Source organism: Shewanella dokdonensis (assembly GCF_018394335.1).
GTDB classification, from domain to species: domain Bacteria; phylum Pseudomonadota; class Gammaproteobacteria; order Enterobacterales; family Shewanellaceae; genus Shewanella; species Shewanella dokdonensis.
Genome location: NZ_CP074572.1, coordinates 3,210,320 through 3,234,099 on the forward strand (window position 1 = coordinate 3,210,320; position 23,780 = coordinate 3,234,099).

Annotated in this window: 14 protein-coding genes and 6 pseudogenes; 14 read left to right on the forward strand and 6 right to left on the reverse strand. The window is 50.1% G+C overall.

Annotated elements, in window-relative coordinates:
- Positions 1-16 precede the first annotated feature (16 nt).
- The 9 genes and pseudogenes from bamA to tilS all read left to right on the forward strand — a co-directional run bounded on the left by bamA (position 17) and on the right by tilS (position 12,069).
- A pseudogene (gene bamA, locus KHX94_RS15490) lies at positions 17-2,499 on the forward strand (outer membrane protein assembly factor BamA).
- A gap of 63 nt (positions 2,500-2,562) precedes the next feature.
- Positions 2,563-3,057: an OmpH/Skp family outer membrane protein gene (locus tag KHX94_RS15495; RefSeq protein ID WP_213683475.1), complete on the forward strand. Its 495-nt coding sequence runs from the start codon at positions 2,563-2,565 to the stop codon at positions 3,055-3,057.
- A gap of 3 nt (positions 3,058-3,060) precedes the next feature.
- Positions 3,061-4,084 (forward strand): annotated as a pseudogene (lpxD, locus tag KHX94_RS15500) (UDP-3-O-(3-hydroxymyristoyl)glucosamine N-acyltransferase).
- A 31-nt stretch (positions 4,085-4,115) separates the two neighbouring features.
- Positions 4,116-4,577: a 3-hydroxyacyl-ACP dehydratase FabZ gene (gene fabZ, locus KHX94_RS15505; RefSeq protein ID WP_213681313.1), complete on the forward strand. Its 462-nt coding sequence runs from the start codon at positions 4,116-4,118 to the stop codon at positions 4,575-4,577.
- Positions 4,574-5,344 carry an acyl-ACP--UDP-N-acetylglucosamine O-acyltransferase gene (lpxA, locus tag KHX94_RS15510; RefSeq protein WP_213681314.1) on the forward strand — a complete coding sequence of 257 codons (771 nt, stop codon included), beginning with the start codon at positions 4,574-4,576 and terminating at the stop codon, positions 5,342-5,344. Before fabZ ends, lpxA begins: the two co-directional genes overlap by 4 nt.
- Positions 5,345-5,357: 13 nt before the next feature.
- Positions 5,358-6,512, forward strand: coding sequence for a lipid-A-disaccharide synthase (lpxB, locus tag KHX94_RS15515; RefSeq protein WP_213681315.1), 1,155 nt, complete (start codon positions 5,358-5,360; stop codon positions 6,510-6,512).
- Positions 6,509-7,124 (forward strand): annotated as a pseudogene (gene rnhB, locus KHX94_RS15520) (ribonuclease HII). The gene lpxB and the pseudogene rnhB overlap by 4 nt, the downstream one beginning before the upstream one ends.
- An 86-nt stretch (positions 7,125-7,210) precedes the next feature.
- Positions 7,211-10,684 (forward strand): annotated as a pseudogene (gene dnaE / locus KHX94_RS15525) (DNA polymerase III subunit alpha).
- On the forward strand, positions 10,681-12,069 hold the full coding sequence (tilS, locus tag KHX94_RS15530) for a tRNA lysidine(34) synthetase TilS (RefSeq protein WP_213681316.1): 1,389 nt from the start codon (positions 10,681-10,683) through the stop codon (positions 12,067-12,069). The pseudogene dnaE and the gene tilS overlap by 4 nt, the downstream one beginning before the upstream one ends.
- A gap of 34 nt (positions 12,070-12,103) precedes the next feature.
- Here tilS and KHX94_RS15535 read toward each other — a convergent pair whose 3' ends face one another.
- Entirely contained in the window at positions 12,104-13,204 is a 1,101-nt protein-coding gene (locus KHX94_RS15535; protein WP_213681317.1) for a GNAT family N-acetyltransferase/peptidase C39 family protein, read from the reverse strand.
- A 67-nt stretch (positions 13,205-13,271) separates the two neighbouring features.
- On the opposite strand from KHX94_RS15535, the gene KHX94_RS20665 reads away from it, so the two are divergent.
- A complete protein-coding gene (locus tag KHX94_RS20665; protein ID WP_280529581.1) occupies positions 13,272-13,742 on the forward strand; it encodes a RimK-like ATPgrasp N-terminal domain-containing protein in 471 nt (156 codons plus the stop codon).
- On the forward strand, positions 13,640-14,722 hold the full coding sequence (locus tag KHX94_RS21230; RefSeq protein ID WP_280529661.1) for an ATP-grasp domain-containing protein: 1,083 nt from the start codon (positions 13,640-13,642) through the stop codon (positions 14,720-14,722). The genes KHX94_RS20665 and KHX94_RS21230 overlap by 103 nt, the downstream gene beginning before the upstream one ends.
- Before the next feature lie 50 nt (positions 14,723-14,772).
- Here the strand turns inward: KHX94_RS21230 and KHX94_RS15545 are convergent, their stop codons facing one another.
- From KHX94_RS15545 to xseB, 5 genes and pseudogenes are all read right to left on the reverse strand, one after another.
- On the reverse strand, positions 14,773-15,651 hold the full coding sequence (locus tag KHX94_RS15545; protein ID WP_213681318.1) for a GGDEF domain-containing protein: 879 nt from the start codon (positions 15,649-15,651) through the stop codon (positions 14,773-14,775).
- Positions 15,652-15,822: 171 nt separating this feature from the next.
- Positions 15,823-16,951, reverse strand: a pseudogene (locus KHX94_RS15550) (patatin-like phospholipase family protein).
- 126 nt (positions 16,952-17,077) lie between these two features.
- Positions 17,078-18,955, reverse strand: coding sequence for a 1-deoxy-D-xylulose-5-phosphate synthase (gene dxs / locus KHX94_RS15555; protein WP_213681319.1), 1,878 nt, complete (start codon positions 18,953-18,955; stop codon positions 17,078-17,080).
- 21 nt (positions 18,956-18,976) lie between these two features.
- Entirely contained in the window at positions 18,977-19,858 is an 882-nt protein-coding gene (gene ispA / locus KHX94_RS15560; RefSeq protein ID WP_213681320.1) for a (2E,6E)-farnesyl diphosphate synthase, read from the reverse strand.
- Complete coding sequence (xseB, locus tag KHX94_RS15565; protein ID WP_213681321.1) at positions 19,859-20,098, reverse strand: exodeoxyribonuclease VII small subunit; 240 nt, start codon at positions 20,096-20,098, stop codon at positions 19,859-19,861.
- Between the two features lie 372 nt (positions 20,099-20,470).
- On the opposite strand from xseB, the gene pomA reads away from it, so the two are divergent.
- The 3 genes and pseudogenes from pomA (at position 20,471) to thiI (ending at position 23,762) form a co-directional block, all read left to right on the forward strand.
- Positions 20,471-21,238, forward strand: coding sequence for a flagellar motor protein PomA (gene pomA, locus KHX94_RS15570; RefSeq protein ID WP_213681322.1), 768 nt, complete (start codon positions 20,471-20,473; stop codon positions 21,236-21,238).
- Positions 21,239-21,241: 3 nt separating this feature from the next.
- Entirely contained in the window at positions 21,242-22,177 is a 936-nt protein-coding gene (locus tag KHX94_RS15575; protein ID WP_213681323.1) for a flagellar motor protein MotB, read from the forward strand.
- 132 nt (positions 22,178-22,309) lie between these two features.
- A pseudogene (gene thiI, locus KHX94_RS15580) lies at positions 22,310-23,762 on the forward strand (tRNA uracil 4-sulfurtransferase ThiI).
- The last annotated feature ends 18 nt before the right edge of the window (positions 23,763-23,780 follow it).

Consider the following 23,780-nt stretch of genomic DNA (forward strand, 5'->3'; position numbering starts at 1 on the left):
TAATTAGAAGTGCTCTATGCGAATAAATAAACTTTTTGCCTCTATGTTACTGGTCGGCGCCGCTTTTTCAGGGAATAGTTGGGCCGAAACTTTCAAACCTTTTAAGGTCACAGACATTCAAGTCGAAGGTTTACAACGGGTCGCCTTGGGGGCCGCGTTGCTGAATTTGCCGGTCAAGGTCGGGGATACGGTCGATGAACTGAAATTGCAGCAGGCCATTAAGAGCCTGTATGCCTCGGGTAACTTCGAAAATATTCAGGCTTCCCGTGATGGTGATGTGTTAGTACTCCAGGTGCGTGAGCGACCAACCATCAGTGCCATTACCTTTGATGGTAATAAAGATATCAAAGAAGAACAGTTGAAGCAGAGTCTGGACGATAGTGGTGTAAAAGTGGGCGAGTCCCTTGATCGCACCATGCTGTCTGATATCGAAAAGGCGTTGCAGGACTTCTATTACGGCGTGGGTAAATACGGCGCTAAGGTGCATGCCCAGGTCATTAACTTGCCCCGTAACCGCGTGGAACTGAAGTTTAAGTTTACCGAAGGGATGGCTGCGGAAATTCGCCAGATCAACTTTGTCGGTAACACACATTTCAGTGATGAAGAGTTAGCCAATCTGCTAGAATTGAAAGACTTTGTCGCTTGGTGGAATCTTTTGGTGAGCGCCGCTACCAGAAACAGAAACTACAAGCAGACCTGGAAACCCTCAAAACCTTCTATCACAACCACGGCTATATCCGCTTTGATGTGACCTCAACCCAGGTGTCAATGACCCCTGATCGTAAGGGACTTTATATCACCATCAATGTTAGTGAAGGTGAACAATATAAAGTGAAGGCGGTAAATCTGACCGGCGATTTGATGGGTCGCGAGGATGTGCTGAAAACCATTCTGCCGTTGAAAGCCGGTGAGCAGTACAACGGTGCAGATGTGACGTTCACCGAGGAGATGTACAGCAAATTCCTCGGCCGCTTTGGCTACGCTTATCCAGAAGTGAAGACCATGCCTGAGATTGATGATGCAAATAAGGAGGTGACCCTTAACATCAATATCAATCCTGGTAAGCGGGTTTATGTGCGTTCTATTAACTTTACCGGTAATAACGTTACCGCAGATGAAGTGATGCGACGTGAGTTGCGACAGATGGAAGGGGCTTGGCTGAACTCCGCCTTGGTAGAACAGTCCAAGACACGTCTGAATCGTCTAGGTTATTTCGAAACCGTTGACACAGAAACTGAAAAAGTCGCCGGTACTGACGATTTGGTTGATGTGTTGTTTAAGGTGAAAGAACAGCCTTCTGGGTCATTTAACGCTGGTATTGGTTACGGTACCGCTTCTGGTCTGAGCTTGCAGTTTGGTATCTCGCAGTCCAACTTCTTAGGTACGGGTAACCAAGCGGGTATTACCCTGAATACCAATAAGTATTCCAAGAGCATCAACCTGTCTTATACCGATCCTTACTTCACTAAAGATGGTATCAGTCTGGGTGGCAGCGTGTTCTGGAGTGCATTCGATGCTAACTCAGCCTATCTGGAACGCTATAAGAATGATTCTTACGGTGTCATGACCAACCTTGGCTTCCCCATTAACGAAACTAACCGTATCAATTTCGGTGTGGGGTATCGCCATAACACCATTTCTGATGCCACTGAATCTGAGCAAGCGGTTCGTTTTTATAATATCTACCGCAATATGGATGCGGCGAATTCAGACTTGAGTTTTGATAACTTTGAAATAAGCTTGGGTTGGTCGCGTAGTACGCTGGACCGTGGTACTTTCCCAACCGATGGTTCATCACAGCGCCTTAGTGGCCGTATGACAGTGCCGGGTTCAGATCTGCAGTTCTTCAAGACAGATTTTGAAACCAATTTCTATTTCCCGTTGAATCGCTCACACAGTTTTGTATTCCTGACCCGTGCCCGCTTGGCTTATGGCAACGGTTACGGTAAGTACAATGACAATGATCAGATATTGCCGTTCTGGGAAAACTACTACACAGGTGGTAGTTCTTACCTGCGTGGCTTCAAGTCCAACTCAGTAGGCCCACGAGCATTCTACATGTATCGTGATAGCGCTAACTGTGCACCAGATCCTAGCGGTGATGGATGTTCGTTACCAGGGGATATTAATCAAGTTTATATCCGTACTGGCCGTTCCTCTGGCGGTAATGCGCTGGCAACAGCCAGTATGGAATTGATTGTGCCAACACCATTCTTGGATGAAGCATATTCCAACTCCGTACGTACCAGTTTCTTTGTCGATGCCGGTAACGTCTGGGATACAGAGTTTAATTACGATGCTTATCGTACTTTGCCAGCAGAGGAATTTGCTAAGCTGGCTGATTACAGTGATCCAGGACGAATCAGATCGTCTTGGGGGCTGAATTTGCAGTGGTTGTCACCCATGGGACCCATGGTGTTCAGCCTTGCCTGGCCAATTAAGAAGTTCGATGATGATGATACTGAGATCTTCTCGTTCAATATTGGCAAAACATTCTAAAACACATAAACTCGGCAAGCATTGCTGAACCACAACACAAGGAGTTTTACTTTGAAAAAGCTAATGAACGGCGCACTGGTGTCGCTGATGTTAATAGGCGCACCCATGGCTGCTTATGCGGAAAAGCTGGCTGTAGTTGATATGGGCGCCGTGTTCGAACAGATCCCACAGCGCGAACAGGTGACCAAACAGCTGAAAAGCGAATTTGGTGATCGTATGGCTGAAGTACAGAAACTTCAGGACGAGCTGAAAGGTTTGTTGGAAAAACAGCAGCGTGATGCCCAGTTGATGACCGATGCCCAGAAAACTGATCTGGTACGCAAGATGGAATCACTGAAAGCAGACTACCAGTTAAAAGGTAAGGCGCTGGATGAAGATTTACGTCGCCGTCAGGGTGAAGAACAGAACAAACTGTTAGTAAAAGTACAGAAAGCTATCAACGATATCGCCAAAAAAGAAAACTATGACATGGTATTGCAGCGCGGCGCGGTGATCTATGTTAAGCCTGAGCAGGACATCAGCAGCAAGGTTGTTGACGCTCTGAGCAAAGGCCAGTAATCAATGAATGGTGTTTCTCTTAAACAGCTTGCCGAGCATCTGAGTGCTGAACTCCATGGAAATGCCGAACAGGTCGTTTCCTCAGTGGCACCGCTCGACAAAGCTGTGTCTGGACAAGTGTCTTTTTGTCCAATCCTAAATTGCGGCATCAGTTAGATGTGACTGCTGCCAGTGCCGTTATCCTCACTCCAGAAATGGCCGCAGGATATGCCGGCAATGCTTTAGTTGTGAAAGATCCTTATGTCGGTTTTGCCAGAACCGCACAGTTGCTGGACAGTACGCCTAATGCAGCCGAAGGGATCCATCCTTCAGCGCAGATCCATCCATCAGTGAAACTGGGGAAGGCGTTGCCATCGCGGCGAACGTGGTTATTGGTGCCAACACAGTGATTGGTGAAAATACCCAGATTGGCGCTGGTAGTGTGCTTGGCCCTGATGTGATTATCGGTTCCGGTAGCCGCCTGTGGGCCAATGTGACTGTGTACCATAACGTCCACATAGGGATGAATTGTATTATTCATTCTGGCGTTATATTAGGCTCTGATGGTTTCGGTTATGCAAATGAGCGTGGTAACTGGATCAAAATCCCGCAAACCGGTGGGGTTCGTATTGGTAACCAAGTTGAAATTGGGGCCAATACCACTGTGGATCGCGGCGCGTTAGAGCATACTGAAATCCATGATGGTGTGATTATCGATAACCAAGTGCAGATTGCGCACAATGATATTATCGGGGCACATACCGCTATCGCCGGTTGTACCGTGTTAGCGGGCAGTGTGACTATCGGTAAGTACTGTATCATTGGCGGCAGTTGTGCAATTTCTGGACATCTGTCCATTACTGATGGGGTACATCTGTCTGGTGCAACCAACATCACTAACGATGTGAAGGAACCTGGGTTATACTCTTCCGCCACTGTGGCCATGGATAATCGTCTGTGGCGTAAAAATACAGTTCGTTTCCGGCAGTTGGATGAATTGTTCCAACGGGTAAGAAAGTTGGAGAAACGGCTGGATACAGAAGAATAAACGCCGCCTAGCGGCGCGAGGAAAAGAGCCCGTGTCTAATGAATTGAACACCATGGATATCCAGGAAATTTTGGCATTTTTGCCACACAGATATCCATTTTTATTGGTTGATCGCGTACTGGATTTTACGCCAGGTGAAACGCTGACAGCCATTAAAAACGTCACGATTAACGAACCCTTTTTCCAGGGACATTTCCCCATTCAACCCGTGATGCCGGGAGTGTTAATCCTAGAAGCTATGGCACAAGCTACTGGCTTACTGGCGTTTAAAACCATGAGTGAAACTCCCTCACCTAATGTGCTGTATTTTTTTGCAGGCATCGATAATGCTCGCTTTAAACGTGTGGTTGGCCCCGGGGATCAGTTACGCTTTGAGGTCAAGATGATCAAGGAACGCCGTGGCATTGGCGTGTTTTACGGTGAAGCCACGGTCGATGGGGAGTTGGCCTGCTCTGCAGAAATTATGTGTGCCCGTAGAGAGATTCGTTCGTGATCGATAAATTAGCTTTTGTTCATCCCGATGCCAAAATTGGCAACAATGTCACCATTGGCCCATGGACTTATGTCGGCCCAAACGTCGAAATTGGTGATGACTGCTGGATCAGCTCGCATGTGGTGCTCAAGGGCCCAAGCGTTATTGGCAAAGGCAATAAGATCTATCAGTTTGCCTCTGTTGGCGAAGACTGTCAGGATAAGAAATACGCAGGTGAACCAACCCGGCTGGAGATTGGTGATAACAACATCATCCGTGAATCGGTGACTATTCATCGCGGTACTGTGCAGGATCAAGGGGTCACCCGTATTGGCTCGAACAACCTGCTGATGGCCTATGTGCATGTAGCGCACGATTGTGTGCTGGGTGATAACATCATTATGGCTAACAATGCCTCTATTGCCGGTCACTGCCATGTGGATGACTGGGCCATTCTTGGTGGCATGACCGGTGTGCACCAGTTTGTTCATATCGGTGCTTACGCCTTTACCGCGGGTTGTTCACTGGTGCTGCAAGATGTGCCACCCTTTGTGATGGCCTCAGGGCAAGCAGCTGCACCGCGAGGGCTAAACATTGAAGGGCTGAAACGCCGAGGCTTCACCAAAGATGAACAGTTAGCGTTGCGGCGAGCCTATAAAACCTTATATCGCAGCAGCATGACGATTGCCGAGGCTGTGGCAGCGCTCGCGGAAGATGCCGCCGCTCAGCCCAAAGTAAAACAGTTCCTTGATTTTGTGATTGCTTCAGAGCGGGGCATTATCCGCTGAGACCATTGAGCCTATGACGCAACACTCGCAACGGATTTTTGCCATGGTCGCCGGAGAAGTCTCCGGCGATATTTTAGGTGCAGGTTTAGTGGCTGCGCTCAAGCAGCGCTACCCAGATGCCCGTTTTATTGGCATTGGCGGGCCGCGCATGGAAGCATTGGGGTTCGAATCCCTGTTTGCCATGGAAGCGCTGGCGGTGATGGGGTTGGTGGAAGTGCTGGCGCACTTGCCACGGTTACTGAAACTGCGTAAATCACTGATCCGTCAAATCAGTGAACTGCAACCTGACTGCTTTATTGGCATTGACGCGCCAGATTTTAACCTTGGGGTTGAGCTGCAACTCAAACAGCGTGGTATTACCACCGTCCACTACGTCAGCCCGTCTGTTTGGGCTTGGCGGCCTAAGCGGATCTTCAAGATTGCCAAGGCAACCCATATGGTGCTGGCGTTATTGCCATTTGAGAAAGCTTTTTACGATCGCTATCAGGTGCCCTGTACCTTTGTTGGCCATACCTTGGCGGATACGATTCCTCTGCACAGCGATAAACAGTCCGCACGACTGGAATTAGGGCTGGATGCTGAAGCCGAATATCTGGCGATTTTGCCGGGTTCCCGTGGCGGTGAGCTTAAAATGCTGGCGCAGCCGTTTGTTGAAGCGGCCATGCTTATCAAACAGCGCTTTCCCGATATTCGCTTCGTGACACCGTTAGTTAATGCTCACCGCCGTGAGCAGTTTATGGCGGCGTTGCAACAGTACGCGCCAGACTTGGAAATTCACCTGGTTGAGGGGCATTCCCGTGAGGTGATGGCCGCGGCTGATTGTATCTTACTGGCTTCAGGCACCGCGACTTTGGAAGCCATGCTGGTGAAACGGCCAATGGTGGTCGGTTATCGGGTGAGCCCGGTGACTTATCAATTGGCGAAATGGCTGGTCAAAATCCGCACCTTTTCCTTACCGAATTTGCTCGCTGGTAAAACACTGGTGCCGGAACTTATTCAGGATGACTGCACCCCAGAGAAACTTGCCGATGCGGTTAGCCTCCAACTGAATCAAGATCCGCGGCCGTTGCTGGCAGAATTTACTCGATTACATGAGATGCTCAGGCAAAATGCCAGCGAACGTGCCGCCGATGCGGTGACCGCGTTATTACAGGAACCTGGCCGATGACTATCTACCGTGATTTATCTAAGGACGCCGCCTTGGCGCTGGGGCAGGGACTCATTGCGGGGGTCGATGAAGTCGGCCGCGGGCCTTTAGTCGGCAATGTGGTGACCGCTGCGGTGATCCTTGATCCTCTGCGGCCGATAGTCGGTCTGAACGACTCTAAAAAACTCAGCGAAAAAACGCGATGCGCTGTTTGAACTTATCATGGACAATGCGCTCTGTGTCGCGATTGGTGCCGCAACCCCCGCTGAAATTGATCAACTGAACATTCTACATGCCACCATGTTAGCAATGCAGCGGGCAGTGGCCGGCTTGAGCAAGCGGCCCGAACGTGTATTGGTTGATGGTAATCGCACTCCAGATTTTGGCATCCCAGCCGATGCGGTTATCAAAGGTGACGGGCTCATCGCTGCCATTAGCGCTGCCTCTATCATTGCTAAAGTGACCAGAGATCGGGAGATGGTGGAGCTGGACAGTCGTTTCCCACAGTATGGTTTCTCGGCCCATAAAGGCTATCCGACTAAAGCGCATTTTGCGGCAATTGCTCAATATGGTGTATTGCCAGAGCACCGCCGTAGCTTCCGCCCGGTGCGACAGGCACTGGGACTCGAATAAAACAGACTTGTTGTCCTCGCCGTGAGGTTTTAGCATAACGGCAAGGTAATTATTCCACAGACGATCGTTAAACAGACAACCAACTTATGGCCGAACCTCGTTTTATACACCTGCGTGTTCACACTGACTTTTCGATGAGTGATGGTCTGGCTAAGGTCAAACCGATTGTTGCTAAAACTGTCAGCGAAAACATGGCGGCAGTCGCTATCACTGACCAAGGCAATATGTGTGGTTTGGTGAAGTTTTACAGCGCTGCCAACGATAGTGGCATCAAACCGATAATCGGCGCTGATGTGTGGATGTGTGTCCCAGGATTTGAAGATGATTTTTGCCATCTCACTATTCTGGCGATGAACAACGAAGGTTATCAGAACCTCACACAACTGCTGAGTAAGTCCTATTTACGCGGTTATATTCGCGATCGGCCAGCGATTGATCAGCAATGGTTGCTGGAACATAACGCCGGTATTTTGTTGTTATCGGGTGGCCGTGAAGGCGATCTGGGAAAGGCGTTGCTCAAAGGCAATCAGCAGCAAGTGGAAGAACTGACCCAGTTTTACCAGCAAAACTTTGCTGACCGTTATTACCTAGAATTGATCCGTACTGGGCGCCAAGACGAAGAACGCTATTTACATCTGGCGGTGGCCCATGCCGCTGCCAATGCTTTGCCTGTGGTGGCGACCAACCAAGTGGTCTTCATGAACAAGGCCGACTTTGAAGCGCACGAAATCCGCGTGGCTATTCATGACGGTTTTACCCTTGCCGATCCCCGCCGCCCGAAAAATATAGCGAACAGCAGTATTTTAAATCTGAAGATGAGATGTGTGAGCTGTTTGCTGATATTCCAGAGGCGTTAGACAACAGCGTTGAAATCGCCAAACGCTGTAATGTCACCGTACGTTTGCACGAGTATTTTCTGCCTAATTTCCCCACTGGGGATATGTCCACCGCTGACTTTTTGGTGCACAAAGCCAAAACGGGTCTTGAGGAAAGGCTAGCGTTTTTATATCCAGATCCACAAGTTCGCGCTGACAAGCGTCCGCCCTATGATGCCCGGCTTGAATATGAACTCGGCATTATCAATCAGATGGGGTTCCCGGGTTACTTTCTTATCGTGATGGAATTTATCCAGTGGGCTAAAGATAACGGTATTCCCATTGGCCCCGGTCGAGGTTCTGGTGCCGGTTCGTTAGTGGCGTATTCCATTCGAATTACCGATCTAGATCCATTGGAGTTTGACCTGCTGTTTGAACGGTTTCTTAACCCAGAACGTGTGTCCATGCCCGACTTTGATGTCGATATTTGTATGGATCGTCGGGATGAAGTCATTGAACACGTGGCGCAGATGTATGGTCGCGATGCGGTATCGCAAATTATCACTTTTGGTACCATGGCGGCCAAGGCGGTCATCCGCGATGTTGGGCGAGTATTGGGCCATCCTTACGGTTTTGTTGATCGTATCTCCAAACTGGTGCCCGCAGAACCCGGCATGACGCTGGAGAAAGCTTTTGCCGCAGAACCAGCGTTGCAGGAAGCCTACGACAGCGATGAGGAAGTAAAAGATCTTATCGACATGTGCCGCAAGCTTGAGGGTGTCACCCGTAACTCGGGCAAACATGCCGGTGGGGTGGTGATATCACCAACCACCATTACCGACTTTTCGCCACTGTTGTGTGATTCCGAAGGGAAGAACCCAGTGACCCAGTTCGATAAAGGCGATGTGGAATACGCCGGGCTGGTGAAATTTGACTTCCTGGGTTTGCGAACACTTACCATCATTCAGTGGGCGCTGGAAATGATCAATCCACGCATGCTGCGGGAGGGGAAAGCTCCCATCGATACCGCTAGCATTCCATTGGATGATCCAGAATCTTTCCGGGTACTGAAACGCTACGAAACGACAGCGGTGTTCCAGTTGGAATCCCGTGGTATGAAAGATCTGATCAAACGCCTGCAACCCGACAACATTGAAGACATGATCGCGTTAGTGGCGTTATTCCGCCCGGGGCCGCTGGAATCCGGCATGGTGGATGACTTTATCGCCCGTAAACATGGTCAGGCAAAAGTGGCGTATCCGCATCCGGACTTCGAACATGAATCGCTAAAGGAGATCCTGGAACCCACCTATGGCGTTATCGTTTACCAGGAACAGGTGATGCAGATTGCCCAGGCGCTGGCGGGCTATACCCTCGGCGGGGCCGACATGTTGCGTCGAGCCATGGGCAAGAAAAAGCCGGAAGAGATGGCCAAGCAGCGCGATGTGTTCCGCCAAGGCGCAATTAGTCAGGGGTTGACCCTGAACTGGCGATGAAGATCTTTGACCTGGTGGAGAAATTTGCCGGTTACGGTTTTAATAAATCGCACTCAGCCGCTTACGCGATTGTGTCGTACCACACGTTATGGCTGAAGGCGCATTTTCCGTCAGAATTTATGGCGGCGGTAATGTCTGCGGATATGGATAACACCGATAAGATAGTCACGCTGGTCGATGAGTGTGAGCGCATTGGCTGTAAGATCCTGCCCCCGATGTCAATAAAGGGCTGTTTAAATTCACCGTAGATGAACAGCAGAACATCGTTTATGGCATTGGCGCGATTAAAGGGGTGGGTGAGGGCCCAGTCGAGGCGATTATTGAGGCGCGAAAATCTGGCTCATTTAAAGACTTATTCGATTTCTGTGCGCGGGTGGATCTGAAGAAACTTAACCGTCGGGTAATGGAAAAACTCATTACCGCGGGCGCGCTCGACACGCTAGGGCCACATCGCGCCTCCATGATGGCCACTTTGCCCGAAGCGATGAAAGCCGCAGAGCAGCATGCCAAAGATGCCGCCATTGGTCAGGATGATATGTTTGGTCTGCTCAATGACGACCCACAAGATTGCCGCCAGCAGTTTGTTGAATGTGCGCCGTGGCCCGATAAAATCTGGCTCGAAGGCGAGCGCGAAACGCTGGGTTTGTACCTGACCGGTCATCCGATTAATCAATATTTGCCGGAATTGAAACACTACACTTCTGGGCGACTGAAAGACATTCACCCTACCGAGCGCGGTAAAACGGTCAAAGTCGCTGGGCTGGTGGTGGCTTGCCGGGTGATGACCACTAAGCGCGGCTCTAAAATGGGGTTGGTTACTCTGGATGATAAAAGTGGTCGCCTCGAAGTGATGTTGTTTACCGAGGCGTTTGAGAAATACCATCACCTGCTGGAAAAAGATCGCATCCTCATCTGTGAAGGGGAAGTGAGCTTTGATGATTTTTCCGGTGGTAACCGCATGACGGCGCGGCAAATTATTGATATGGGCGAGGCGCGTAGTCACTTTGCCTCAGCGCTGGAGCTAACCTTAGCGCATGATGGGTTAACTGATGAACGGCTGAGCCAGTTGTATGACACGGTTGCTCCTTGGCGTAATGGTACGGTGCCAATGCTTATCAACTACACTATGGCTGATGCCAGAGGTAAGTTGCGACTTGCCGACGATTGGCGGGTGAATCCCTCTGATGAATTGATGCTGGCGCTGGAAACTCTGTTTGGTACCGATAAGGTAAGGATCTTATTTCAATGAGACTCTCGGAGTCTGCCGCTATCGCTGAATTGCAGCGCCTGTTAGCTGCTTTACCACAATTACCCGGTCACATATGGTTGGGTTACAGTGGTGGGGCTGACTCCGAATATCTGGCCTATATTCTGGGCCTGTTTGCCACACAGTTTCCCCAATGGCGCGCACGCATTCATCTGCTACACGTGCATCATGGTTTGAGTCCACACGCCGATCTTTGGGCGCAGCACTGCTGTGATTCAGCACAAAAAGCCGCGCTGGAATGTCGGGTCTTGCGTATTCAATTACAGCTCGGGTCTCGGGTCAGTGTCGAAGCCGAAGCCCGTCGGGCGCGTTATCAGGCGCTGGCAACGCAGATGGCGTCTGGGGATGTGCTGTTAACGGCACACCATCAGGATGATCAACTGGAAACCGTATTGCTGGCACTCAAGCGTGGGCAAGGGCCGAAAGGCTTAGCTGCCATGGGAAGTTGCCAACAGTTTGCGGAACACTGCTGGCAATTACGGCCGTTGCTGCATGTCAGCCGGGCACAGATTCTCAGCCGGGTAAGTGCGTTAGCCCTCAGCTATGTGCACGATGAGAGCAATGACAATATCCGTTATGACCGCAATTTTCTGCGCCGAGACATAGTGCCAAAATTAAAGATGCGTTGGCCGGAATTGCCCGTTACCGTCAGTCGCAGTGCCGCTTTGTGTGCGGAACAACAGCAATTATTAGACGAAGTGACGCAGGAAAAACTGTCACCATTAGTGCAGACGTGCCCGTTTACTGGCGTTTCCATGCTGGCGATCGCAGGCTTAAGGCAACTTCCTGTGCGTTGGCAGCGGCAGTTATTGCGCGCTTTTATTGAGCAACAAAATTTGCCATTACCGTCCATGGTGCAGTTGGACGAAGCATTGCAGCAACTGCTACATAGCGATGATGATGCCAAAGTGCATTTGCAGTTTGCAGAGCTAGAACTGCGCCGAGCTTATGACTACATCTATGCGATGACCGAGCTGCCAGCGCTCCCACTATCAACCCCACTTACCGTTGAACAGCAGCAGGCATTGCTACAAGGTCATTTAGACTTGCCGTTAACCGCGCCTTGGCACAGCCTCAGTGGCAAATTAACTGATACCGGTCCCCGTGTGGCACTCGCCGCATTGGCTGCGCCGTTAATGCTCAGCTATGGGTTGCCGGGTAGCCTAAAATGCCAACCGCATTACCGTAGCAAAGCGCGCGAACTGAAGAAAATCTGGCAGGAAGCTCGCGTACCTTACTGGTTGCGGCCGCGGCTGCCAGCACTGGCTGCTGCCGATGGTGCTGTGCTGGCGATAGCGGGCCTGTTCGTTGACAAACAGGCATTAGCACCGGCACAGCAGCCCGGTATTACCCTCGAGCTTAGTTAGTTATCACTTACTGCGATGGTCAGTCAGTGGTTCATTAGCCTTTCGCTAACGACGGAAATACCACCACACATGCCAGTTGTTTCTGGCGACCATAACGCATCACCTGTAACAGCTCGCCATCACTGATGGGAACATAGGTCGAACCAATGGCATCGCGGGCCTTTTCTACATTAGGATCGTGGAAAAAGAAAAATTGACTATTACAGCCACTCAGCACAATCCAATGCGGGCCTTTTTCACCACTAAAGCGATAGCTACTCACCATCAGCAATACTGCCGCTCCCTGCGCCAGAAATTGGCGTAATTCTTCAGGGGAGGGCGCGCGTGCTTGGGCGATGACACCTTGCTGTTGCAGTTGCTGACAAAAATCTTCATGCACCAGTTGGATCACGGCTTTTTTGTTGCGATCACGCACCCCATCAATGAAGGGCACAGATTCGGAACGGCTGAACAGCTTCACCCCAAAACCACGTCTTAGTGCAGATAACGCCAAGCCGTGTGCTGAACAGCCGCCGTGACCACTGGTCATAAAGATAGTGGTGGCTTCACGCCACAGTCGCAGTTCTTCGATGCGGCTCGGTACTGCATCCACCTTCAACGCGGCAAAAGCCATTAACAAGCTGGCAGGGCCGCAACTGAATGCTGTGGTTTGCGCATACAAGGGCATCTTGAGCACGGTACTGGGGCCTGGTGGATCTAGCCGTTTGTGCATTCGCACCCCATCGGCCAGGTCATCATAATAATGCACCAGGGCTTTCAATACCTTGTAGCCTAATTTTTCATACAGTCGGCGAGCGCCAATATTGTCATTGCGCACCTCCAGGCGTAACGTAATGTAGCCTTTATGAATGGCCTCCTGTTCACACTCGTGCATCAGTTGCTGAGCGAGCCCCTGACCACGCCATTTGGCATCAATTGCCAGGGAATATAACCTCGCTAAGTTAGTTCCCCGGTGAAATAGCAACAGGGCATAACCTGCGAGCAGGCCATCATCCATCGCGACAAATAGCCGAGCATGAGGTGATTGAATAAAACGTTTCATTTGGCGGTGACTGATGCGGTCACCGCTGAAGGCGGAGAGTTCCAGTTGATCGAGCGCTGAAAGTTCGGCCTGTGTAGCGGCACGTATTTCCATGATATTTAGATAAAAGACAAACTTCTGATATTTAATCCCCAACCAATATGGGAGGCAACAATTATTTATGGCACAACTGCTTATCGTAACCGACGACGCCAGTGATTGGCGACCGTACCTGCCTAGCGACAGTATGGTGACGGTAAACGACTATCTTAATATGGGGGCGTTTACCGACAACAACAGTGTGCAGGTACTCAATTTGTGCCGCAGTTACGACTACCTCACTACCGGGTATTATTGCTCGTTGATGGCGGAAGCCCGTGGGCATCGAGTGATCCCGTCAGTGATGACGATTAATGATCTGTCACAGGACAGATTCTTCAGTTTGCCGCAGTCGGGGCTGGATCGACTGTCGCCGGAACAAACTCGTCTGCGATTTAAGCTGTTTTTGGACACAGCGAGCGTGAGGAACTGGAACGGATTGGACACAAAATTTTTGAACGCTTTAACGTACCAGTGCTGGATGTCGAGTTGGTTAAAGGGGGCGATAAATGGCAAGTCAGTCATATCGCCCCCTTTCCATTCCAAGAGTTGACGGATCCTGAGCAGGATCTGTTTGCGATTTACTTGGAAGCTTTTTCCCGTAAAGTGTGGCGTGCGCCTAAGCGTAAAAAGTCTTATCGGTATGAGATGGCGATGCTAGTAGATGAGCATGAAAAAATGCCACCATCTAACAATAGTGCCATCAAACGCTTCATTAGGGCTGCCAACCGTATTGGCATGGATATGCAGTTACTAGGGCGTCGTGATATGAGTCGTCTGGGTGAATTTGACGGGCTCTTTATCCGTGCGACCACTAACATCAGTAATTTCACCTACCGTTTTGCCAAAAATGCCGAGCAGATGGGGTTAGTGGTGATGGATGATCCTGAATCCATCATGAAGTGTACCAACAAGGTATTTTTGACAGAATTGTTGCTGAACCACAAGATCCCCGTGCCTAAGAGTTTGATCCTCAATGAATCAGATCCGCACTGGGAAGAAACCTTGTTGGAGGAGATAGGACTACCGGCAGTTCTCAAAGTACCGGATGGCGCATTTTCCCTCGGGGTGGTTAAGGTTAAGGATATTGATAGTTTACGAGCCGAAGCCAAACGGATTTTTGAACACAGTACCCTGATCCTGGCGCAGGAATATTTGCCAACGCCGTTTGACTGGCGTATCGGCATACTGAATCGGCAGCCCATATACGCTTGTCGCTACTACATGAGCCGTGGTCACTGGCAGATATATGAACACCACAAAGACGGTAAATTCAGTAGCGGTAGTTACGATGCGCAGGATCTTAAACGTGTGCCATCACAGATAGTCGATACTGCTTTGAAATCCGCTAATCTGATTGGCTCTGGATTTTATGGCGTGGATTTGAAAGAGGTGGATGGTCAGCCTTATGTGATTGAAATCAACGATAATCCAAGTATTGATCATGGTATTGAAGATCTGTTTTATGGCGATCTGCTGTACGACCGTATCATGACTGAGTTCCTGCGGCGGATCCAGTTGCGCGGATTGTAATTGGCTTTATTGCTTGATAAAGGCGCCCTTTGGCGCCTTTATGTTTAGCGCTACTCTGCCAGCGCATAGCCATTACGGCCAGCGGCTTTGGCTCGATAGAGGGCGGCATCGGTGTTGTTGAACAGTTGATCTTGGTTCAAGTGGGGCAGCCAGCCACCAATGCCCATACTACAGCCGACATTATGCTGACTTAACAAGGCGTCAGTTTGCAAAAACTGTAATACCCGATTGGCAATACTGACGGCAGCGGAGGTATCACCTTCCACCAGCACCGCAAACTCATCGCCACCAAGACGGAAAGGCTGGTCGCAGCGACGGGTGCTACGGCGGATTATTTCGCTAAAGCGTACCAAGGCTTTATCCCCGTAGTGGTGGCCCATCAGGTCATTAAGTTGCTTAAAGTTATCCAGGTCTAACAGCAAGAGGCTAACTTGGTCGTTGCAACGCTGTGCCCGTGCCAGAACCGTGCGAAAGGCTTGACCAAAAAAATGGCGATTTCCCAAGTTGGTTAAGGCATCGAACATTGCCTGTGCTGCCATCTTTTGATAGCGCACGGCGTTGAATAATGGTTGCGGCAATAAGGCTTCCATTTGTTGCAGATGCAGCGTTTCACCCAGGCTAAGCGGCATTGGCAGATAGTATTCTAGACTGGCTGTGGTATCTCCCAGTTGCACGTCATGTGCTAGTTTAACGCCCTTGAGTCGCCCCCAACGCAATTCCAACTCATCACACTGGCAGTACATGCCTGATAGCGGCAAATATAGCTGCAGTTGTTTGCCATAACAGGCAAATACTGTCCGCGGGTCAAGGCTGGCATGTAGCTTCTGTAACAGTTGTAACGGATCAGGCTGGTGGGTGATATGGTGCGCATCATCATGCCATTGCTCTAATGAGCCACTATAACCACCGATATTACCAATATAAGCCAAATGGAGTACTCCACTGCTGCTGACATATTCTAGCGGTGGTTAAGCAAAGTCTGTGCCTGTTTTATTTTTATCGATAATACAAGGGATTTCGGGCGTTAGATGCCGTTAGTCGTCAGTGTTGTGCCAGTATTTTGACAGCGTGCAGTCATTTGACTGTGACCACCGGGCACGTTAGCCGATATTAAAAAAGGCTTTCATCTCTGGCAGTTGGTGCATGGCGTCTTTATAGCCTAAGTCAATCAAGGTGCCGGTATAGGCTTTTTCAAATAACAGGTAAGACACGATACTGGTGTCTGACTGGCTATTGATACCAATCAACCCCAACAGTCGACGGATAGCAAACGGCATTTCCATGTAGTAGCGTTTCGCAATCTCGCTCAGATCTTCACTGGGTTTGAGCACTAGGGTATCTATGTTACGCAGACTCAATAACTCGCGGCTGCTGGGGGAATTAATGCCAGGGTGCCGTTAACACGGGTCAGGCGTTCCATGTCGCTGTTCAAGGTGTCAGAAAATATCGTATCGAGCAGATGACCCGCTATGGTTGCTGTCTTGGGATGATATTCCAGATCTTTGGGTTGCTGCTTATGTGGACTCTCCAGATTTATCACCATGATGCGATCTGCGCCGAGATGAATGGGGCAAGATAAAGGTGCGAGCTGGTGCACGGAACCATCGCCATAGTACCACTTGCCTAAGCGGATTGAAGGAAACACCATGGGAATTGCGGCACTGGCCATCAGGTGTTCGGTATTCAGCCGGGTACGTAGGCCACTGCGCCGTGCACGTTGCCAGTTTTCCATGTCACGACTGCCCTGAAAAAGCTCACCGATTGCGAGGTGTTATAACAGGATGTATCAATGCTGATGGCCGTGAGGTAGCCGTTCTGGATGTTACGGTCGATACGTTCAAAGTTGATCAGTTCATTCAGTAAGCCGCGCAGCGGGGCGTTATCGAGCAAGCTGCCCGCATCGGTATTGGCCAGATCCGTTTGCATGCCTTTGAGCATCATAGTGCCAAGGTGTTGCAGAACTCCGGGAATGGACGCCTTGTAAATCCGGCTGGTGTGCAGATGACGCCAGATCCACTCGAGCTTTTTAACCCCGAGGTGAAAGCAGGACGCATGCGTTGCCATGGCGGTGCCGTTAATAGCGCCAGCAGAAGTGCCGCAGATTACGTTAAAAGGAATACCATGATTACGGGGATACAGCTGCACCAGCGCTTTTAGCACGCCCACCTGATAAGCGGCTCGGGCACCGCCGCCCCCTAACATTAATGCACAATTTTCCCTTAGTGCCATTCCCCATCACCTGCTTAGCCGTACGCATTATTATGCTTTATGGTGTAACTATAGCGCTAAAGCTTCTGGACAGGTGGACGGAGGACATAAAAAAGCCAACCTTTTTAGTCGGTTGGCTTTTCTATTCTAGCCTTCAAGACGGGTCATGAAGCTATTGATTTGTGCGAGTACACCCGGCTGATCCAATTGCAGTTCTGCCAGGATCTCCTGCGGACTGCCATGTTTGATGAATTCATCGGGTAACCCCAGTTGCAGCACCGGATTGCGCAACTGTTTTCTGGCCAAATATTCCAGTACGCCGCTACCAGCGCCACCGATAATGGCATTTTCTTCGAGTGTTACCAGTACTTCATGTGAAGTTGCCAGTTGTTGTAACAAGGCTTCATCTAAGGGTTTAACAAAGCGCATGTCAGCAACGGTGGCATCCAAGGTTTCTGCAACTGCCAGCGCGGTTGCCAGCGTGGTACCAAAGTTGATAATCGCCAGCTTTTTACCTTGCCGTTTTAACACCCCTTTGCCAATGGGTAAGGCTGTCATCTGCTCTTGCTGATGCGCGCCGGTGGCACTGCCTCGAGGGTAACGTACCGCCGCCGGGCCATCTTGATAACAATAGCCAGTGTAGAGCATTTGCCGACATTCATTCTCATCGGAAGGCGCCATGATCACCATGTTAGGGATACAGCGCAGGTAGCTCATATCGAAAGCCCCTTGGTGGGTCGGGCCATCGGCTCCTACAATGCCGCCGCGATCAATAGCAAACAGCACCGGCAGTTTTTGCAGGGCCACATCGTGGATCACCTGATCATAAGCGCGTTGCAGGAATGTCGAGTAAATGGCCACTACAGGTTTATAACCTTCACAGGCAAGGCCAGCACCCAAGGTCACCGCATGTTGCTCGGCAATTGCCGCATCAAAATACTGTCCGGGAAACTTCTGCGAAAACTCCACCATGCCTGAGCCTTCACGCATTGCCGGAGTAATACCTACAACTTTTTCATCTTGGGCGGCAATGTCGCACAGCCATTTACCGAATACGTCGGAGAAAGAAGGCAAGCCTGCCTTGGTGGCGGGTTTGCGGAATTGGCTGGGGTCAAATTTGGGTACCGCATGCCAGCCGATAGGGTCTTTTTCTGCTGGCTCATAACCTTTGCCTTTTTTGGTCATGATATGCAGTAGCTGCGGACCACTGAGACTGCGCATGTTACGCAGGGTTTCTACCAAAGCGTTGACGTCATGGCCATCAATGGGACCGATGTAATTGAAACCGAGTTCTTCAAACAGGGTTCCGGGAACCATCATACCTTTAAGGTGTTCTTCAGTACGCCGCGCCATCTCTTTGATGACCGGCATGCCTTGCAGCACTTTTTTACTGCCTTCGCGGATGCTGGAATAGAAGCGGCCAGACATTAACTGTGCCAGATGCTTGTTGAGTGCACCTACGTTTTCCGAGATAGACATCTCGTTATCGTTGAGTACCACCAACATGTCTTTGTGCAAATCCCCTGCGTGATTCATGGCTTCAAACACCATACCACCGGTCATGGCACCATCACCTATCACGGCAACTACCCGGCGACCCGCTTGTTCTTTGTCGGCGGCAATGGCCATGCCCAAGGCGGCAGAGATGGAGGTACTGGAATGACCGACACTGAAGGTGTCATAGTCACTTTCTCCACGCCAAGGGAATGGGTGCAAACCACCTTTCTGACGGATAGTGTGCATCTGATCGCGGCGACCGGTCAGAATTTTATGCGGGTAGGCTTGATGCCCCACATCCCACACCAGTCGGTCAAACGGCGTGTTGTACACATAATGCAGTGCTACGGTTAGCTCTACAGTGCCCAATCCAGAGGCAAAGTGGCCACTAGACTGTCCTACAGATTGCAGCAAAAAAGCTCTGAGTTCGTCGGCTAGTTGCGGCAACAATGCCTGTGGCAACTGGCGCAACTCATCGGGTGTATTAGCCTGTGCCAATACTGGAAATTGAGTGATATCCAGACTCATAGGGAGCTACTTCGTCTCTTTTTATACTCGCCGCTCAATGATATAGCGTGCGAATTCAGCAATTAGTCGGCTATTGTAGGGCAAATTACCTATGGCCGATAGTGCCTCTTGCAGCAGTTTCTCGGCAGTGGCTTTTGCCCCTTCTAGACCCAGTAATCTGGGATACGTACTTTTATTGGCGCGGGTATCTGAACCTTGGGGTTTCCCCAGTTCTTCGGTACTGGCGGTGATATCCAGAATATCGTCCTGCACCTGGAATGCTAAGCCAATGGCTTCGGCATAGGTCATTAACTGTTGTTTTTCGGTATCAGCGATATCTGCCGCAATAACCGCTAACTCCACCGCACAACGGATGAGCGCTCCCGTTTTCAGTTGGTGTAGCCGGGTTAACTCAGTAAGTGATATCTCTTTGTCAGTGGCCACGAGATCCAACGCCTGACCACCACACATGCCCTGATAACCAGAAGCTTTTGCCAGTGCCTGCACCATTTGCAACTGTTGCTTGGCACTCAGTTCCTGACTATTTTGAGTGATCAGCTCAAACGCCAGCGTCTGCAATGCATCTCCGGCTAGAATCGCTGTTGCTTCATCAAAGGCGATATGTACGGTTGGTTGCCCACGGCGTAATTCATCGTTATCCATGGCGGGCAGATCATCGTGGATCAATGAATAGGCATGAATGCACTCAATGGCTGCCGCGCAGTTATCTAGCTGTTCGGCTTTGCGTCCGAGCATTTCGCCCACGGCATACACTAAAAATGGCCGAACCCGTTTGCCCCCAAGCAACACGCCATAGCGCATGGCGGCTTTTAATCTGGGTTCGTTTTCAGGAATGGCGTCGAAAATCGTCTCCAGATGCTGATTGATCCGTTGCTGGCAACGATTGATGGCTTCCGTTAGCAATTATTCTTCCTCAACATCAAATGGACTCAGCGGTGCCTGGGGATCATCTGCCAGCAAAATAGCAACTTTTTGTTGCGCCTGTTCCAGTTTGCTTTGGCTGCTGCGTACCAGACCGATACCGCGTTCAAACTGCTTCAGTGCATCATCCAGAGAGACTTCCCCCTGTTCCAGTTCGGTTACTATCTGTTCTAACTCGTTCAGGGACTCTTCAAAGCTGAGGTTTTCAGGTTTTTTAGCCACGTTGTTTTCCTTGAGATTACACTGCGACAGAGTATACCAGCGATCGGAAATGGGAATCGAGACTGGGTCAGCAGAGGGTTCGGAGCAGGACTGGCGGCAACCATATTGGCACACACGTTATAGCAGCGGTTGATATGGGTCAAATGTGGGCGTTGGTTATTTGCTCAAAAGCACGCTTTGCCACAAAAATATTTTCTTCCGTGGTTAAAATCCCTCTAAACTTGCCTAAGTTTGATCCGATAAACCAAAATAGAAGCCGTTGAAAAGCGTAACATTCCCTTTTCTAGGGTAACATCGCAAACCGTTCCCCGGAGAGCGCATCATTCCGGTTCGTTGATGGATGACACGACTGTAGAAAATTGAGGAGCAAGAGTGGATTTAGCAACCCTGATAGGCATTATTGGCGCGTTTGGTGTGATGATCTGGGCCATGGTCAGTGCTGGCGGCATCTCTATCTACGTTGACGTCCCCTCAGTATTGATTGTTTTCATCGGTTCCCTCTTTGTGGTGATGATGAAATTCAATCTCAAACAATACCTCGGTGCCATGAAAATTGCCGCCAAAGCATTCATGTTCAAGCTGGATAATCCAGAAGATCTCATCGAACAGTCGGTCACTATGGCGGATGCTGCCCGTAAAGGTGGTTTTCTAGCGCTGGAAGAAGCGCAGATCTCGAATTCCTTTATGCAAAAAGCGGTGGATATGCTGGTGGATGGCCACGACGGTGACGTGGTACGCGAAGCGCTGGAAAAAGATATTGTGCTCACCGAAGAACGGCATAAATCAGGGATCGCGATTTTTAAAGCGTTTGGCGACGTCGGCCCCGCCATGGGGATGATTGGGACTCTGGTCGGTCTGGTTGCCATGCTATCGAACATGGATGACCCTAAGTCAATCGGCCCGGCGATGGCGGTGGCATTGTTAACCACCCTTTATGGGTCACTGCTGGCAAATCTAGTGGCATTGCCGATTGCCGACAAACTGGCACTACGCATGAACGAAGAGATGCTTAACCGTAACCTGATCATGGATGCGGTATTGGCGATTCAGGATGGTCAAAATCCCCGGGTGATTGAGAGCTTTTTGAAGAACTATCTGGCTGAGAAAAAACGCAAGATAGACACCACTGGTGGGGAATAGCCAATGGCCAAGCCAAAGTGTCCTGATTGCCCGCCACCCGCGCCACCATGGCTAGCGACATTTTCTGATCTGATGTCGCTGCTGATGTGTTTCTTTGTGTTACTGCTGTCTTTTTCAGAGATGGACGTACTCAAGTTCAAGCAGATCGCGGGGTCGATGAAATACGCTTTTGGGGTACAGAACAAGGTGGAAGTGAAAGATATCCCGAAAGGGACGTCGGTCATTGCACTGGAGTTCCGGCCGGGGCGTCCCGATCCATCGCCCATTGAAGTGATTAATCAGCAAACCAATGAGATGACGCAACCCACACTGACATTTCAAGCCGGTGATGATGATAATTCGGGTGGCATTCAGCAACAAAAAGGGGAACAGCGCGGCGGTGATGCGGCGGCAACCGCGCAGGAGCAGGCTGAAGATAAACGCACCCAGCAAAATGAAGCCACCCAGCAACAGCTTAATGAACAAGTTAAGAAAATGGCAGAGAAGCTCGACAAAGAGATTGTTGACGGTGCCATTGAGATTGAGTCACTCGGCCAGCAGATCATCATTCGTATTCGCGAAAAAGGCTCATTTGCGTCGGGGTCAGGGTTCTTGCAACCGCAGTTTAAACCGGTGATCCGCGCCATTGGCGAGTTGCTTAAGGATGTTCCCGGTATTGTCACCGTTTCTGGAAATACCGATAATATGCAGATCAGCAATGAGCTGTATCAGTCAAACTGGGATCTGTCGGCACAACGGGCTCTTGCCGTGGCACATGAACTTATTCGGGTAAAAGGTTTTGACCCGGAACGGATGAAAGTAGTTGGCCTAGCCGATACCAATCCATTGGTCGCCAATGATTCAGCCGAACATCGCGCCCGTAACCGCCGGGTAGAAATTGCCATTGAGCAGGGCAAAGCCAAACAGTCTGACGAACTGCAGGTTACTCCCAACCGCTAAGCTATACCCGTCTGCAAGCAACCAGCCAATGTGCTGGTTGCTGTTTTTAACCTCCTTGCTGGGACTGACCCCGGCACTTTGCTATAATCCCGCGATTGCATTTTTGACCATGTTTTATGCTGCGGAAAATCCATGAAGTTTATCGTTAAGCTGTACCCCGAAATCATGATGAAGAGCAAACCTGTACGGTTGCGCTTCACCAAAATGTTGGAATCCAATATCCGGAATGTCCTGAAAAAGTTGATGAAGGTGTCACGGTCGTAAGACAGTGGGATCGCATCATGGTGGGCGTGCCACAAGATACTCCTGAGTTACTGGATCTTGTTGGTGATCGCTTGACCTGTATTCCCGGCATTGCCACGGTGGCGCGGGTGAATGAATACGGGTTCGAGACAGTGCACGATATTTACCTGCACACGCTGAAAGCATTTGGCGATGAGCTAGCGGGAAAGACTTTTTGTGTGCGGGTTAAACGTAGTGGCCATCATGATTTTACCTCTATCGATGTCGAAAAATACGTGGGTGGCGGACTGAATCAGCATACCGATGCTGCCGGGGTTAAATTGAAGAACCCGGAAATCACCGTCAATCTGGAAATCAATAATGACAAACTGTATTTAGTCGAGAAAAAGTGCCTGGACTCGGTGGCTTCCCAATGGCCACCCAAGAAGATGTGTTGTCACTGATTTCCGGTGGGTTTGATTCTGGGGTTTCCAGTTTCCAGTTCATCAAAAAAGGTGCCCGTACCCACTACTGTTTCTTCAATCTTGGTGGCGCTCAGCACGAGATAGGTGTTAAGCAGGTGGCTTACCATTTATGGCAAACCTATGGTGAATCCCATAAGGTGAAATTTATCACCATCCCGTTTGAGCCAGTGGTCACAGAAATTCTTGAGCGTATCGACAATGGCCTGATGGGCGTTATCCTTAAACGTTGTATGATGCGTGCGGCGAGCCGGGTTGCAGAACGCATGGGCGTTCAAGCCTTGGTGACAGGCGAGAGCTTGGGACAGGTGTCGAGCCAGACCTTAACTAATCTTAACGTGATAGATCGTTGTACCGATACCTTGATTTTACGGCCGCTGATCACTATGGATAAGCAAGATATCATCAATGAAAGCCGCAAAATCGGTACTGAGGACTTTGCCAAGTCAATGCCGGAGTACTGCGGAGTGATCTCTCAGCGTCCTACGGTTAAAGCGGTATTAGCGAAAGTGGAAGCCGAAGAGCTGAAGTTTTCGCCGGATCTGCTGGATAAGGTGTTGGAGGCTGCGGAAGTTATTGATATCCGGGAGATACCAAAAGCTATGGACATCAAAGTCACCGAAACCGAAACCGTTTCCAGCGTTACTGCGGAACAGGTAGTCCTGGATATTCGTGCGCCAGAAGAAGAGGAACGCCGTCCGCTACAAGTGGCCGGGGCCGAAGTGCAGCATATTCCATTCTTTAAGCTGTCCAGTGCCTTTGCTGAACTTGATAACAGTAAAACCTATCTGCTGTACTGCGAGCGCGGCGTGATGAGTAAACTGCAAGCGCTGTATCTGCTGGAGCAGGGCTATAACAATGTGAAGGTTTATCGCCCTTAAGCGTTGTTTGATGGCCGC